Source organism: Chitinophaga filiformis, from assembly GCF_900102545.1.
In the GTDB taxonomy this organism is placed as follows: Bacteria; Bacteroidota; Bacteroidia; order Chitinophagales; family Chitinophagaceae; genus Chitinophaga; species Chitinophaga filiformis.
In genome coordinates this window covers 385070-401068 of the sequence record NZ_FNBN01000004.1, presented here as the reverse complement: position 1 = coordinate 401068, position 15999 = coordinate 385070, and the positions used below count along the sequence as shown (strand labels likewise).

The 15999-nt window shown below is 45.7% G+C and carries 10 protein-coding genes; 8 read left to right on the top strand and 2 right to left on the bottom strand.

The features are described 5' to 3' along the window. Positions 1-20: 20 nt before the first annotated feature. Positions 21-3347: a methylmalonyl-CoA mutase family protein gene (locus BLR32_RS19470; RefSeq protein ID WP_089834514.1), complete on the bottom strand. Its 3327-nt coding sequence runs from the start codon at positions 3345-3347 to the stop codon at positions 21-23. A gap of 175 nt (positions 3348-3522) precedes the next feature. Here BLR32_RS19470 and BLR32_RS19465 point away from each other — a divergent pair, with 175 nt between their 5' ends. The 6 genes from BLR32_RS19465 (at position 3523) to BLR32_RS19435 (ending at position 12694) form a co-directional block, all read left to right on the top strand. Beyond that, positions 3523-4956 carry a glycoside hydrolase family 125 protein gene (locus tag BLR32_RS19465; RefSeq protein ID WP_089834513.1) on the top strand — a complete coding sequence of 478 codons (1434 nt, stop codon included), beginning with the start codon at positions 3523-3525 and terminating at the stop codon, positions 4954-4956. A 96-nt stretch (positions 4957-5052) separates the two neighbouring features. Beyond that, the gene (locus BLR32_RS19460; protein ID WP_176842348.1) at positions 5053-6831 is read left to right on the top strand and encodes a MutS-related protein; all 1779 of its coding nucleotides are present in this window, start codon (positions 5053-5055) and stop codon (positions 6829-6831) included. Positions 6832-6881: 50 nt separating this feature from the next. Continuing rightward, entirely contained in the window at positions 6882-7964 is a 1083-nt protein-coding gene (locus BLR32_RS19455; RefSeq protein ID WP_089834511.1) for a PA0069 family radical SAM protein, read from the top strand. A gap of 927 nt (positions 7965-8891) precedes the next feature. Then, positions 8892-9521: a DinB family protein gene (locus BLR32_RS19450; protein WP_089834510.1), complete on the top strand. Its 630-nt coding sequence runs from the start codon at positions 8892-8894 to the stop codon at positions 9519-9521. A gap of 727 nt (positions 9522-10248) precedes the next feature. Continuing rightward, entirely contained in the window at positions 10249-11310 is a 1062-nt protein-coding gene (locus BLR32_RS19440; protein ID WP_089834508.1) for an AAA family ATPase, read from the top strand. A 184-nt stretch (positions 11311-11494) separates the two neighbouring features. Next, on the top strand, positions 11495-12694 hold the full coding sequence (locus BLR32_RS19435) for a sterol desaturase family protein (RefSeq protein ID WP_176842347.1): 1200 nt from the start codon (positions 11495-11497) through the stop codon (positions 12692-12694). Here BLR32_RS19435 and BLR32_RS19430 read toward each other — a convergent pair. Beyond that, positions 12691-13179, bottom strand: a complete 489-nt coding sequence (locus tag BLR32_RS19430; protein WP_089834506.1) for an RNA polymerase sigma factor — start codon at positions 13177-13179, stop codon at positions 12691-12693. The genes BLR32_RS19435 and BLR32_RS19430 overlap by 4 nt on opposite strands. Before the next feature lie 399 nt (positions 13180-13578). On the opposite strand from BLR32_RS19430, the gene glf reads away from it, so the two are divergent. Together glf and BLR32_RS19420 are read left to right on the top strand one after the other, a co-directional pair. Beyond that, positions 13579-14691: a UDP-galactopyranose mutase gene (glf, locus tag BLR32_RS19425; RefSeq protein ID WP_089834505.1), complete on the top strand. Its 1113-nt coding sequence runs from the start codon at positions 13579-13581 to the stop codon at positions 14689-14691. 12 nt (positions 14692-14703) lie between these two features. Next, positions 14704-15702, top strand: a complete 999-nt coding sequence (locus BLR32_RS19420) for a hypothetical protein (RefSeq protein WP_089834504.1) — start codon at positions 14704-14706, stop codon at positions 15700-15702. Positions 15703-15999 lie beyond the last annotated feature (297 nt).

The following is a 15999-nucleotide window of genomic DNA, read 5'->3' as shown; positions in this document are numbered from 1 at the left end:
AAATTTCCCGCTATAAGGCTTTACATATTCCTCCTGTACTGACCTCCAACCTCATACAGGGCATGGGTAATCTGACCCAGGGAACAGTGTTTCACTGTCTCCATCAGTTCACCGAACAGATTCCCGTTATTGATCGCTACCTGCTGTAGTTGCCGGAGGGCAGCCGTGCTGCGATGTGCATGCCGCTTATGGAAGGCTGTCAGGGTATTGATCTGGAACTCTTTTTCCTCCTGTGTGGAACGGATCACTTCACCCGGGATGACAGTAGGAGAGCCTTTCTTATTCAGGAAGGTGTTCACTCCCACGATCGGATATTCGCCGGTATGCTTCAGCATTTCGTAATGGAGGCTTTCTTCCTGGATCTTGTTCCGCTGGTACATTCGCTCCATGGCTCCTAATACACCACCTCTTTCTGTGAGGCGGTTGAATTCAGTTAGTACGGCCTCCTCCACCAGGTCGGTGAGGTCTTCTATGAAGAAGGAGCCCTGTACGGGGTTCTCATTCTTCGCAGTGCCGAGTTCCCGGTTGATGATCAGCTGGATGGCCATGGCCCTGCGCACGCTTTCTTCTGTTGGCGTTGTGATGGCCTCATCGTAAGCGTTGGTATGTAGTGAGTTACAGTTGTCGTAGATGGCATATAAGGCCTGGAGAGTAGTCCGGATGTCATTGAAGTCAATCTCCTGGGCATGCAGACTGCGTCCTGAGGTCTGAATGTGGTATTTTAACTTCTGGGAGCGGTCATTACCCTTGTATTTGTACTTGATGGCTTTTGCCCATATACGTCTGGCTACACGGCCTATCACCGCATATTCCGGATCCATACCGTTGCTGAAGAAGAAGGAGAGGTTAGGTGCAAAATCGTCTATATGCATACCCCGGCTCAGGTAATATTCCACATAAGTGAACCCGTTTGCCAATGTAAAGGCCAGTTGGGTGATAGGGTTGGCCCCGGCTTCGGCAATGTGGTAACCGGAGATGCTGACAGAATAGAAATTGCGCACCTTCTGTTTAATGAAATACTCCTGTACATCTCCCATTAGCTTGAGGGCAAATTCTGTGGAGAAAATACAGGTATTCTGCGCCTGGTCTTCTTTCAGGATATCTGCCTGTACGGTTCCCCGGGCGGTACTGAGGGCGTGTGCTTTTATCTTTTCGTAAACATCGCGTTCCAGTACTTCGTCCCCGGAAATACCCAGGAGCTGTAAGCCCAGCCCATTATTGCCTGCCGGCAGCTCACCATTATAGTGTGGTAGCGGATGGTCTTTGAATTTCTCTTTGATGATGGCATTTACCTTATCGGTCAGTCCATTTTGTGCAATGTACTTTTCACATTGCTGATCGATAGCGGCATTCATAAAGAAAGCCAGCAGGATAGGCGCAGGACCATTGATGGTCATGGATACAGAGGTCTTCGGATCGCAGAGATCGAAGCCGCTGTATAGCTTTTTAGCATCATCAACGGTTGCAATGCTTACCCCTGAGTTGCCCACTTTACCATAGATGTCGGGCCGGTGAGCAGGATCCTCTCCATAGAGCGTCACACTATCAAAGGCGGTGCTCAGTCGCTTGGCCGGCTGGTCTATAGATACGTAGTGAAAGCGCTTGTTGGTGCGTTCAGGACCACCTTCTCCGGCAAACATACGGGTAGGATCCTCTCCTTCGCGTTTCAGCGGGAATACGCCTGCAGCATAAGGGAATTCTCCCGGCACATTTTCAGTCAGCTGCCAGCGGAGAATATCACCCCAGTCCTTATACCGGGGGAGGCTGATCTTAGGAATAGCGGACTGTGACAGGCTTTCGCTGTAAAGCGGCTGTTTGATCACTTTGTCCCTTACCTGGTATTCATAAAATTCGGCGCTATACTGTTTTTGCAGGTCCGGCCATTTGTCTATCAGGTGCTGGCATTCCGGGTGCAATTGTGTGCGTAGTTGATTGGAGATATCTGCCAGTGCTACCTGTTGCGATTCATTTAACATGGTAGCAACTCCCTGCAACTGGTATAAACGGGTGGCGATACCACACTGTTCTTCCACCCAGCGGCCATAGTCCTCAATGGTTTCGCCAATCTCTGCGAGGTAGCGGGTACGTGCAGGCGGAATGATCTGGGACTTGGTGGTGGTAGCATCTGTCGTTTCATGGGTAACGTTGCCAAAGCGAACGCCTGTCTTTTCTCCCATTACGGCCAGCAGTTTCTCGAACAGCTGGTTGATGCCATGATCATTGAACTGGGAGGCAATGGTACCGAAAACAGGCAATTGATCATCAGCGGTGGTCCATAGTCCGTGGTTACGTTTGTATTGTTTGCGCACATCATGCAGAGCATCCAGTGCGCCGGCTTTGTCGAATTTGTTGATAACAATGACATCAGCATAGTCCAGCATATTGATCTTTTCCAGCTGCGAAGCCGCACCGTATTCAGGCGTCATTACATAGAGCGCTACATTGCAATAGTCGGTAATAGCGGTATCGCTCTGACCAATACCTGACGTTTCCAGAATGATCAGGTCAAAACCAGCGGTCTTGCAGATATCGATCGCTTCCTGTACATGCGCGCTGACGGCTTTATCACTCTCACGGGTGGCGAGGGAGCGCATATAGGCTCTGGGATGATGGATGGCATTCATCCGGATACGGTCGCCCAGTAGCGCACCGCCGGTCTTCTTTTTGGAAGGATCGACAGAGATAACGGCAATCGTCTTCTTGTCAAAATTGTGCAGGAAGCGCCGTACAATTTCATCGGTCACACTACTCTTACCGGCGCCACCGGTACCTGTGATGCCCAATACCACACCCTTGCCTGTTTCAGCAGGAGGAAGCGGGGTATTCAGGTGATCGTTCTCCGCGACAGTAATGGCTTGCGCGATCAGTTTGTCACTACGGGAAGGCAGTTCATGCAAATGTCCATTCAGCCCCATGGTGGTAGGGAAGTCACACTGGCGGATCACATCTTCGATCATACCTTCCAGTCCCATATGACGGCCATCGTCAGGAGAGTAGAGGCGGGTGATGCCATAACGGTGTAATTCTTCGATTTCGGAAGGGAGGATGGTACCTCCGCCGCCGCCGAATATCTTAATATGACCACAGCCCTTCTCATGGAGGAGGTCATACATGTACTTAAAAAATTCAAGGTGGCCACCTTGATAAGAAGTGATGGCAATACCCTGGGCATCTTCCTGGATGGCACAGTCCACAATTTCCGCAGCTGAACGGTTATGCCCCAGGTGGATCACTTCTGCGCCTTTTGTCTGCATGATACGCCGCATAATGTTAATCGCTGCATCATGGCCATCAAAAAGGGAAGCCGCCGTAACGATACGGATCTTATGAGTTGAGTTGTCAGTCATATTGTTCTGGTGTTTGAACGTATTAAGGCAACGTGGAGCCGAATAAGTCCGTAATTTACGAAAATCGTAACTGTGGAATATTCACACATTTTTTTATTTTACACCCTATTATTCACGTTTATGAGTTGCATTTCGTAGAAACAAACGCAATCGTAATAGAAAATCTATATCAGAAATGGTGGCAAGACGAGATTTTATCAGGAACAGCAGTTTGCTGGCAGGCGCTATGGCGCTGGGTTTTCCTAAAGCGGTACTGGGTATGACGGCAGATTATGTGTCCCAACGTCCGCCGCTGGATAAACGTAAGTTTACCAGCCAGGCCGTAGAAAATGCAATCGCTGCAATTAAAAAAGAGATCGCAGATCCGAAACTGGCCTGGATGTTCGAAAACTGTTTCCCTAACACACTGGACACTACCGTACAGTTCAAAGTGGAGAAAGGCCGTCCGGACACTTTTGTACTGACCGGCGATATCCACGCGATGTGGCTGCGTGACTCCACTGCACAGGTATGGCCTTACCTGGCCCTGATAAAAGAGGACGATAAACTGAAACAACTGATTGCAGGGGTGGTGAACAGGCAGACTAAATGTATCCTGATCGATCCTTATGCGAATGCCTTCAACGAAGGGCCTACGGGTAGCGAATGGGATTCCGACCTGACAGAAATGAAACCAGAGCTGCATGAGCGCAAATGGGAAATAGACTCCCTGTGTTATACCGTACGTCTGGCTTACAACTACTGGAAAGAAAGTGGTGATACCAGCGTACTGGACGACAACTATAAAAAAGCGGCTAAGCTGATCGTGAAAACGTTCAAGGAGCAACAGCGTAAAGAAAACAAAGGTCCTTACAAGTTCCAACGTAAAACACCGGTTCAGTCAGACACTGTTCCAAATAGCGGATGGGGCGCACCTATGCAGCCGGTGGGACTGATCGTGTCCATCTTCCGTCCTTCTGACGATGCAACCGTATTCCCTTTCCTGATCCCTTCCAATATGTTTGCCGTGGTATCCCTGCGTCAGCTGAGTGAGATCAGTGAAGTGGTATTCAAAGATGCTGCTTTTGCGAAAGAGTGTCGCGACCTGGCAGATGAAGTGGATAGGGCGATCAAGGCATATGCTATCGTAGAACATCCGCAGCTGGGGCATATGTTCCCGCTGGAAGTAGATGGTTACGGTAACCGCCTGTTCCTGGACGATACCAATGTACCAAGTCTGCTGTCTATCCCTTACCTGGGATATACCACCGTGGATGATCCATTATACCAGAATGCCCGCCACTTTGTATGGAGTACTTTCCATTGCTGGTTCTACAAGGGTAAATATGGCGATGGTGTAGGTAGTCCGCATACCGGACCAGATTATATCTGGCCAATGAGTATCATTATGAAGGCGCTGACCACCAGCAATCCGGAAGAAATTGCAGAATGTCTGAAAACGCTGCGTAATACAGATGGTGATACAGGTTTCATCCATGAGTCTTATCACAAGGATGATCCGACCAAGTACACCCGTAAATGGTTTGCCTGGGCCAATACACTGTTTGGCGAGCTGCTGATGAAAGTAAGCAAAGAACATCCGGAGCTGCTGAAAAGGCAATATGCTTAATTGACTCTATTCTATAATATCTTTTACTGCTCATCCTTCGTATTCATGCGAAGGATGAGTATTTTTAGGACTGTTTTAACCTTAACGCGACAACCCATGGCCCCTATTGCCATTTACGAACAGCAGATCAACGATTATAAGACCGAAATATCACAGGTGCAGCAGCGATTAAGCACGCTGGGCTGGGTCAGACTGTTATGTTTTGCAGGCGTTTTATTCTGTGGATATCAATTCTTCCGCAGCAATTTTGACTATACCTGGTTGCTGATAGCACTGGTCCCACTGGCGGCATTTGTAGTAGTACTGGTGCGTTACCTTTCACAACAGGAGAAACTGACCCTGCTTAAAGTCCTGCTGGATCTGAATGAGAAGGAATGGCGGCTGGCCGCTACCGGGCAATCGGGTTTTGGCGACGGTAACCGCTTTGCAGACGAACAGCATCCGTATACCGGTGATCTTGATGTATTTGGGCAGGCTTCCCTTTATGCGCATATGAACCGTACCGGTACGCTGATGGGAGCGAGGGCCCTGGCAGATACGTTGAAGCAGCCCCTGATGGATGCAGCACAAATCAGGCTGCAACAGGATGTGGTGCGTGAATTGACGCCCCGGTTTAAATTCCGGCAGTTATTCTCCGCTCATGCTACGCTCACGGGAGAACAGCCTGATGATATCCCTGGCCTATACAAATGGTTATCCCTGCCACTGGAGTTCCAGGACAAAAATTGGGTGAATGTTGCACGTTGGGTAATGCCTTTGTTGTTGCTTGGAAGTGCAGTGTATTATTTTGTAGCAGATGATTATTACCCGTTCTCGTTTTTCCTCGGTGTGAACTGGACTATACTAGGTGGACAGATAAAGAAAGTGAATGCACAGCATCAATTGATTTCCAATAAGGAAAAGATATTTGGCAAGCTGGCAGGGCTGCTGGCGCTGATCAGCGCAGAAAAGGCGGAAAATGCAGCATTACTGAAAGTCCAGCACGAACAGGCCCAGGCAGCGAGAACAGCGCTTAATCAGCTATCAAAGATCTGTAGTGCGCTGGATCAGCGTTTGAATCTCCTGATAGGGGTGTTCCTGAATTCATTTGTGTTATATGATCTGCATTGTATAGTAGCGCTGGAAAAATGGAAATCCCGCTATAAGAACGAATTGCCAGGCTGGCTGGATGTGATTGAGAAAATGGAGGTCTGGAACAGCATGGCCACATTTGCCTATAATCATCCTGAATATATTTATCCGGCCATCAGTGAGAGTACACAGTTGGCAGCAACGGGAGTGGGGCATCCGCTGATCCCGGCGCATGAATGCGTACGTAATGATATTGGCATTGGAGTGCCGCAACAGTTCCTGATCATTACGGGGTCTAATATGAGTGGAAAGAGTACCTTTCTGCGTAGCGTAGGCAGCAATCTGCTGCTGGGCCTTCGCGGCATGCCGGTATGCGCTACCAGTTTTACCTGCAGTCCTATGCAGATCATGACCTCTATGCGTATCAAGGATTCTATTGCCAAACATACATCCTATTTCCAGGCGGAGCTGTTACGTCTGCAGCAGATAGTGGGAGTACTGAAAAGCGGTGAGCAGGTGTTTATCCTGCTGGATGAGATATTGAAAGGTACCAACTCTGAAGATAAACTGGCTGGTTCCCGCCGGCTGATAGAACATTTCCTGCAGTATCACTGCCTGGGAATGATCGCCACACATGACCTGGAACTTGGGCATATGGAGGATACTTATCCGCAGCGTATTCGTAATTATTGTTTTGAAAGTACCATTAAAGACGATCAGCTCTTCTTCGACTATCGCATCCGGGAAGGGGTGGCGCGCAATAAGAATGCGACTTTCCTCATGCAAAAGATGGAAATAATATGATTTGGTAAATAGCTAATTAATTTAGTATTTTTACTAAAAATATTAGCTGTATGACCTTGCCATTTCAGGAGGGGATTCCTGAAAATCCCTATTACAAAGGACGTGGAGCCCAGTTAAATCCAAAGAACAAGTATCTCCGGAATGAGTATGCGCAGGAGCATGTAGAAGGCATCGATGAGTGGTGGCAGGCGGATGTGCCTACCCAGATACTGGAAGAGCATGCAAAAACGCTGGTCAATAAAGTGGACAGCCCCGATGTAGGGATGTGGTATTCCATGAATCCTTACCAGGGTTGTGAGCATGGTTGTATCTATTGCTATGCGCGTAATGCGCATCAGTTCTGGGGTATGAGCGCGGGACTTGATTTTGAGAGAAAGATTGTGGTGAAGCGCAATGCGCCGGAATTGTTGAAGAAATTCCTTGATAATAAGAACTGGGTTTCCAAGCCTATTTCTCTTTCCGGCAATACCGACTGTTATCAGCCGCTGGAAAGGAAGATGTTCCTGACCCGCCAGCTGCTGGCTATCGCGCTGGATTATAAGCAGCCGATTGGGATTATTACAAAAAACTCGCTGGTGCTGAGAGATAAATATATCCTGCAGCAGATGGCACAGCATAACCTCGTATGTGTATATGTATCCATCACTACTATGCAGGAGGACCTGCGACAGAAAATGGAACCGCGTACTACCACTGCAGCGCAGCGCCTGAAGATCGTGAAAGAGCTGAGTGACCTGGGAATCCCGGTAGGAGTGATGACTGCGCCGATGATACCAGGACTGAATGACCATGAAATGCCGGCTTTATTGGAAGCAGCTGCAGCAAATGGTGCGAAGTTTGCAGGGTATACCGTCGTCCGGCTGAATGATGCAGTGAAGATCATATTCAACGACTGGTTGTATAAGAACTTTCCCGACAGGGCCGATAAAGTATGGCATCAGATAGAGAGTCTGCATGGTGGCCATGTGAATGACAGTGATTTCGGCCGGCGGATGAGAGGAGCGGGGAATATTGCGGATATGATCCGTCAGCAGTTTAAAGTACACACGAAAAGACTTGGATTGAACCAGGAACGCTTTGAGTTCAATACATCACTGTTTGAGCGTCCGCAGGTGCAGTTGAAATTGTTTTGAGGAACCACATTGACGGCAAGTGAGATAGATTGAATATTGGGTAGTAGAATGGGCTGTCAGTATTGACGGAAAGTGAGATGGATTGAATATAGGCAGTGGGATAGGCTGTCAGCATTGACGGCAAGTGGGATGGATTGAATATAGGCGGTGAAATGGGCTGTCAGTATTGATTGCAAGTGGGGTTGATTGAATATAGACAGTAGAATGGGCTATCGGCATTGAAGTAATGTAAATAGTCGTCGGGTAACAGGGCCAGAACGGGTGCAGCATTCGCACATACCAAAGTTTTATTGCAACACAGGATATATATATGATGGGGATCAATTTTAACCGGAAAGCGCCATGGATATAGCTTTATGGAATCAGGGGCGCATGCGGATTTAAGGTATACCTGCCTGTTAACAAAAAATTGATGTGAGTATAGAAAAAGTTTATTAGTTAAAATGCGGAAATAAAAAAAATAAAAAATACCTTTGTGTTAGCAATAAAAAAAATGAAACGCAATCCAGAATATACTATTTCGGCGGTGTCCTGTAAGCAAAAGCAGGCCAGAAGTAGGTTGCGGGTATGTTGCACCAATTGTTAACGAATTTCAAGTTATCAAATGATATAACAAAAGTCCCGCAGAGATTGCGGGACTTTTTGCTTTAGAAGAATCTAAACGATGATTGAGCAAGACAACTGTGGGATAACTGTAAGGTATATATATCGTCCGGTAAAGCCGGCGGTGATTGTACGAAAGGATGGCTTCGCCTTAAGGAAGCCTAATGGGTATGGTATGTAGCCAACATAGAACTTATGTATATGCTACCCGGCCCATTTGATGGAGCCGGGTTTTTTTATAAATATTCAATAAATACTGTTATGTGCCAGAGCCGTATACAGAAAGTGGAGCTGGTCAGGTGCATAACCCCAAACCGATAGATCATGAGAAACGTAATTCAATCAGTAAGAGAGGCTTTGCTTACCAACTTCAGGGAGTTAGACACCTGGTTCGAAAAAGATTTCGACCTGTTACACTTTAAACCGGATACAAACCAGTGGAATATCCGGGAGGTACTGGAGCATATCAGCCTGACCAACTATTTTCTGTTGCTTATTATTAATAAGAGCACACGCAGAGCACTGGAACGTAAACGTTCCGCAAACGCTGTCATCTTACCGGCAGACTACCAGGATAAGTTCGATAAGATCGACGTAATTGGTAGCCGTTCATTTGGCTGGATCAGGCCTGAACACCTGGAACCAAGTGGTCTGCAGGATATGAGGGATATCAGAGCGTTGCTCAAACAACAGTTCGCACAATGTATGTATAACCTTAGTTTGCTGAAGAATGGCGAAGGTATGCTGGTATTGACCAACATGTCTGTGAACCATTTAGGTAAACTGGATATCTATCAATATATCTATTTCCTTACCAAACACATTGAACGGCATATCCGTCAGATGCAACGTTTGGCTAAACAATATGAAGGAGCATCAACAGAAGATGATGTGGTGACAAATGATACAGTGAATGCTCCTGACGAAGAAGCAGAAAGCATGTTATTGATATAAATAGGTCGACCTCTCATCGTCTGTTGTTTTGGGTACCCTTTGGAGTAAAAATAAGTGCCGGTGGTTGAATGCCACCGGTATTTTTATAGCACGGATAGAAACGGGATAGAAAATCTTTAAAGAAAAAAGTGCAAAAAATTTGTTAAAGTTCCAATAATCGATATATATTTGCACTATCATTAACGAATAAACTATTTAACAACATGCTCAATACACAAATTCACATGAACACAACGCCAGCATCCTTTGAGAAGGGTGGTCGCAGCGGGTTCCGGGCATGTTATAAGTTTAAATGAGAATAACTTATTAGCATATATAAAGCCCCGGGACCAAGGCCCCGGGGCTTTTTCTTTTCAGCTAAACTGAATGAAAGGCAAACAGATAAAAAGACATAGTAACCAGGGCCAGTCTGCGGATTGGAGCGTAGTGCTGATGATAGCAGCACTAGTCAGACCAGGTATGCGATGACGTAGTATACACGTTAACGTTATTAACCCGGTCTGTGCAAACTGACCGGGTTTTTTTATGATATTTTGGATTGAGTAGGTACAATTAGTTAACGTAAAGCGGGGTATTCTTACCCCGCTTAAATTGAACCTTCATCAATCATCAACACATTGTTTTCATCTTAGATTTGCATTAACCCCCCGTTGTCATTGCCGGACGCCAGGAGTGCGTTCCGGTATATGATAACCAACATGTACATTTGCATACCTATTTAAACAACATGGACAACATTATACAGAAGCGGATGATTGGTGGCGATAATATTTTTGATAATGGATTAATGGAAGGCAGGGCTTTATATCTGTATAGCTTTAATGCTTTGCCCAATATCAATTTTATTTATTCTCTGAATGGAGAAAAATCACTGGAGGCATTCAGAAAAGCATTCGCAGACCGTATCACGAAAGTTTATCTTAGAGAAGAGATCGGTGATAAAGACAAAGAATATAAACATGATCTTGCCCTCATCGTCATGAATAATGAGAGTGTGATCGAATTCGGCGATGATTACTGTGAGATATTACACAATGGAACATCCCCGGAGTTTATCACTGAAGTGACAACATTGGTACGTAAATACCGTACCCGCGAAAAGCGCAAGAAATATGAGATCAATCTTATCACAACAGGAGATCAGGGTTTGAAACTCAGAGCGATGGAATTTAAGAGGACGAAGCTGGATCTCTCTTTATTTTACGAAGATGATTTCAGGGAAATCGATCAGTTGATCTACAAACGGTTGAACACCAATGATGATAAAGGTATCGTGCTGCTACACGGACTTCCGGGCACCGGTAAGACCACTTACCTGCGTTACCTGATCGGAAGGTTAAAGAAACGTGTAATGTTCCTGTCGCCTTCTGTGGCAGGAAATATCATGTCGCCAGATTTCATAGACCTGTTGATCAGCAATCCCAACACGATCCTGGTCATCGAAGATGCTGAAAACATTATTATGGACAGGAAGACAACAGGCAATTCATCTGTCTCGAACCTGTTAAACCTGTCAGACGGCCTTTTGGCTGATTGTTTAAATGTACAGATAGTATGTACTTTCAACAGCGATCTATCCCAGATAGACAGCGCATTGATGCGGAAAGGCAGGTTGATCGCCAAATATGAATTTGGTAAACTGTCTGTTCCAAAAGCACAGCAACTGTCTGGCAAACATGGGTTTGATAACGTTATTACCCGTCCCATGACCATTGCAGAGGTCATGAATCAAAATGAGCCTTCCTTCGAAAGGAAGGAAATACCAATCGGCTTCCGCGCCCAATTCTAATACCTGATGCCAATTGCAGATGTGTGGTTTACTGCACATTTGTAATTGGCTTTCTATTTGTCTACAAAAATGATGGACTAATATGTGAGAAAAATTGTAATATTGTTTTGATTTCACTCTGTTGGCCACCAAGCAATGGAGATTTTATCTGTAATCGAAACTAAATCACGTGCATTTAAATCACATGGCTTGGGCCGTCCCGCTATTCCTTGGATTGATGGGGATAGAATACCTGGTGGCGCGGAAAACAGGGAAGAACTATTTCGGCTTCAGTAGTTCAGTCAGCAACATTAATATCGGCATCGCAGAAAGACTGCTGGATACCTTCACTGTAGGTATTTTCTATTTTGTCTATGATTACCTGCAACACCATTTTGGGTTGTTTAACATCAGGTCCAGTGTCCTGCTCTGGATAGCCTTGCTCATTCTTACAGATTTTATCTGGTACTGGTACCATCGTCTGGCGCATGAAGTAAATGTGCTCTGGGCGGCTCATGTGGTCCATCATCAGAGTGAAGATTTCAATTATACGGTGTCGGCTCGTATCACTGTATTCCAGGCCTTCTTCAGGATGTGCTTCTGGTCAATATTGCCGGTGATCGGTTTTCCCGCAGCAATGATTATCAGCGTGCAGCTGGTACATGGCATTTATCCTTTCTTTATCCATACCAGGACCATTGGTAAGCTGGGTATTCTTGAATATATCTTTGTAACACCTTCTCATCACAGGGTGCACCATGCATCCAATGATAAATACCTGGACAAGAACTATGGGGATGTCTTCATTATATGGGACAAGCTGTTTGGAACTTTTGCCCAGGAAGAAGAGGAACCTGAATATGGCCTGACAAAACCACTCGACAGCCACAGTTTTTTATGGCAGCATTTTCATTTCATTCTTGAAATATACTATACGTTAAAACAGAGCAAAGGCTTCAGGGCCCGCTGGAATGTAGTGTTTGGTAAGCCTGATCATATAGATCCGGAGATTCGCCCAAAACTGGAAGAGCGCTTCCTGTTCCGTAATACCACTGTAGGGACTTCAAAGAAATTGCAGCAGTATGTGGTAGGACAAATGGGGGCCATTCTTCTGTTGTTGTTCCTCTTCCTGTTGTTTGAAAATTATGTGCCTGTCTTTGCCCAGCTGTGCATTACCCTGGTCATTTTACTGACGCTGGTGAACGTTGGCGCCATTATGGAACAACGGCGCTGGGTGTTTTACCTGGAATATGCGAGACTTGTAATCACCTTTACCGCCCTGTTTTATATGTGGCCACATCCTTTGTTACTGTTGGTTTTTGCCATTGTACAGCTTCCCTTTTACCTCTACCGGTCGAGCATTGAAAAGAGGTATCTGCAGCTGGTATATGGCGGAAAACGCTAGTGGCGGGACATCGTCGTACATAACAGTTTGCGGGCTAGGTGTATCCTGCTTTTAACTGTGCCCATAGGCTCGTGCAGCATTTCGGCGATCTCATGATATTTGAAGCCATCGCAATACAGCAGAAGCGGCTTCTTAAATGATAAAGGGAGCTTGTACAAGGTTCCCTTTATTTCTTTGGTACGGATCATATTTTCCGCGTTTACCTCGGCCAGTGTACTGTTCGTGATATTGGCTGTGAGTTCCAAAGAACTGGAATATTTGGCGGATCTCCTGTAGTCATTGATGAAGAGGTTGCGCATAATGGTATATAACCATGCCCGGATATTACTTCCTTCCAGATATTTGTCTTTGTTTTTCAGCGCTTTATACAGCGTTTCCTGGTAAAGATCCTTTGCTGCTTCCTGGTCTTTGGTTAAAGCCATTGCTACTGGCTTAAGAAAATCGGCGTTTTCTAACAATTGTGCGTGGAATGTCTGAAAGCTCATGGCCTTGGGGAGTTAGTTGTAGATTTGGGATTTGAGTTGTATTGTCGCTCAGGCACTCTGCCTGTATATTTTAAAGATACAAACGTAGAAACGGCCGCGGCTGGATTGAGTTGCAGGAAAAAAATAGCGTATTCCAGACTCTTATGGAACAAGATGGCTGGTTTTCATGATGTTAATATTTATATGTTATTTTTAATAGCTTTGCAGCCGGATATTTAAGACTGTAGTTCAGCACCAGCAAGTGATATTTTTGAAGCCAGGCCTATACCAACGAAACTTTTTACAGCTTTTTATATTCGAAAGGCGCTACGCTTATGCGACAGCCGTTTACACAGTAATTTCCATAGAGATAGATAGTCCCCCCTGTACATTGCAGGAGCCGGACACAAAACTGAATGAATGACTGAATTTGATGTTTTAATTGTGGGGAGTGGATTGTTCGGGTCGGTATTTGCGCACGAATGCAGGAAGGCGGGGAAAAAGGTACTCGTGATAGACCGGCGTCTGCATAGTGGCGGTAATATCTATTGTGAGAATGTCAACGGCATTAATGTACACAAGTATGGCGCTCACATCTTCCATACAAACGATAAGCCTATCTGGGATTACGTCAATTCCTTCGTAGAGTTCAATAACTATGTGAATTCACCACTGGCAGTATATAAGGACGAGTTGTACAACCTCCCGTTCAATATGAATACCTTCCACCAGCTGTGGAAAGTGAAAACCCCGCAGGATGCGAAAGCCATCATCGACAAGCAGGTGGCGGCGCTGAATATCAGGGAGCCGCAGAACCTCGAAGAACAGGCGCTTTCCCTGGTAGGAGTGGACATCTACGAAAAGCTGATCAAAGGATATACAGAGAAACAGTGGGGCAGGAAAGCCAGTGAATTGCCAGCATTTATTATCAAACGTCTCCCTTTACGGTTCACTTACAATAATAACTACTTCAATGACAAGTACCAGGGCATCCCTGTTGGTGGTTATAATAAGCTGACAGAAGGCCTGTTGAAGGGCATAGAAGTAAGAATGGGTATTGACTTCTGCACGGCAAAGGAAGAACTGTCGGCCCTGGCGGAAACAGTGGTATTCACAGGCCAGCTCGATGAATTCTACGATTACCGTCATGGCATGCTGGAATACAGGAGCCTACGTTTTGAACATGAGCAGCTGGCCATTGATAATTACCAGGGAAATGCCGTGGTGAACTATACAGAAAGGGAAGTGCCTTATACCAGGATCATAGAGCATAAGCACTTTGAATTCGGTCAGCAGTCTCACACTGTTATCACAAGAGAATATCCACAGGAGTGGAGCCGGGGCCTGGAACCATATTATCCGATTAACGACGATACCAATGCGAGGGTCTATAAGTTGTACAAAACGCTGGCAGACCAGGAGACCAATGTCATATTTGGAGGCCGCCTTGCGGAATACCGCTATTATGATATGCACCAGGTGGTAGGATCGGCGCTTTACCAGGTGAGGCAATTCTTAAAAACATCTAAATAACAGCAAGGCGATATGTCTGATACGATCCAGATCCATGAAAATACCAGGATCTATATAATGTGCCCACCCCGGGTAGCTTCCGGTGGGCCCGAGTTATTGCACCAGCTGGCCTATAAGTTGGGGAAAAGAGGGTTTGATGTGGCGATGTATTACTACCCCAATAATGTAGAGCAGCCTGTCAGCGAGAACTATCTCAAATACAATTGTAAGTATGTGACGGAGGTGGACGACCGGGAGGAGAATCTGGTTATCATCCCTGAATTGTATTTCTATTTTGCCGACCAGTTCAAAAAAATACGGAAATGTGCCTGGTGGCTGAGTGTCGACAACCTGTTCAAGGCCATTGAGGCGCCAAAACACTACCGGATGATCCGGAAGCTGAAAATAAAATGGTTACACAGGGCAGTTACGCTCAATGGTAAAGTGAGGGGTAAATTCAGCTATCACCTTGCGCAGTCTGAATATGCCCTTGACTTTCTGAGACAATGGAAGATAGACGCAATATATCTGTCTGATTATCTGAATGCAGATTTCCTGAAAGCATCCCAGGAGGTAGACCTGACTGCCAAAAAGCCCCAGATATTGTATAATCCGTTGAAGGGGTTCCGTTTTACCAAAAAGATCATGGCGGCGATGCCCGAAGCTAAATGGATACCCTTGCAGAAACTGACGCCTGCCCAGGTGGGAGAGCTCTTAAAGGAGTCGATGGTCTATATTGACTTTGGTCACCATCCCGGTAAGGACCGTTTTCCCAGAGAGGCAGCCATTTATAAATGTTGCGTGATCACTGGCAAAAGAGGTTCTGCTGCTTTTCAGGAGGATGTACCCCTGCCAGAGCAGTATAAGATAGCAGACAGGAGGAGTAATATTCCGCAGATAGTGAAAATGATCAATTCCTGCCTGACAGATTATGACAAGCATATCGGTAATTTTGCAGCTTACAGGGAGTGGATTTATAAAGAAGAGGAGGAGTTTGAGAAAGATATAACACAGATCTTTGTCAAGGCGTAATAAATAAATTAAGTAGGAACCGTGGCACGGTTTCTGAATAGAGGGGTCTTTTTACAAAGATCCCTTTTCCATTAATACCGGTTGCTGGAAATCATCTGCTGTAACAGCAGGGCCGGAAGTTCGTTATATACATATATGTAAACGAATGATAATTGTTGATGATTGACTATAAGGTATTAACAAGGTACATTAGCCATTTTAGAGTGAATCGGTCTTCATATGACAATTATTTAATTGGTTTCCACTATGTTAATATTTATATGTTATTTTTAATAGATTTGCACCTGATTTTTCCGA

What these genes read in the sequence shown, in the direction of transcription:
- BLR32_RS19470 (WP_089834514.1), bottom strand. Translation starts at nt 3,347, where the DNA reads ATGACTGACAACTCAACTCATAAGATCCGTATCGTTACGGCGGCTTCC.
- BLR32_RS19465 (WP_089834513.1), top strand. Translation starts at nt 3,523, where the DNA reads ATGGTGGCAAGACGAGATTTTATCAGGAACAGCAGTTTGCTGGCAGGC.
- BLR32_RS19460 (WP_176842348.1), top strand. Translation starts at nt 5,053, where the DNA reads ATGGCCCCTATTGCCATTTACGAACAGCAGATCAACGATTATAAGACC.
- BLR32_RS19455 (WP_089834511.1), top strand. Translation starts at nt 6,882, where the DNA reads ATGACCTTGCCATTTCAGGAGGGGATTCCTGAAAATCCCTATTACAAA.
- BLR32_RS19450 (WP_089834510.1), top strand. Translation starts at nt 8,892, where the DNA reads ATGAGAAACGTAATTCAATCAGTAAGAGAGGCTTTGCTTACCAACTTC.
- BLR32_RS19440 (WP_089834508.1), top strand. Translation starts at nt 10,249, where the DNA reads ATGGACAACATTATACAGAAGCGGATGATTGGTGGCGATAATATTTTT.
- BLR32_RS19435 (WP_176842347.1), top strand. Translation starts at nt 11,495, where the DNA reads ATGGCTTGGGCCGTCCCGCTATTCCTTGGATTGATGGGGATAGAATAC.
- BLR32_RS19430 (WP_089834506.1), bottom strand. Translation starts at nt 13,179, where the DNA reads ATGAGCTTTCAGACATTCCACGCACAATTGTTAGAAAACGCCGATTTT.
- glf (WP_089834505.1), top strand. Translation starts at nt 13,579, where the DNA reads ATGACTGAATTTGATGTTTTAATTGTGGGGAGTGGATTGTTCGGGTCG.
- BLR32_RS19420 (WP_089834504.1), top strand. Translation starts at nt 14,704, where the DNA reads ATGTCTGATACGATCCAGATCCATGAAAATACCAGGATCTATATAATG.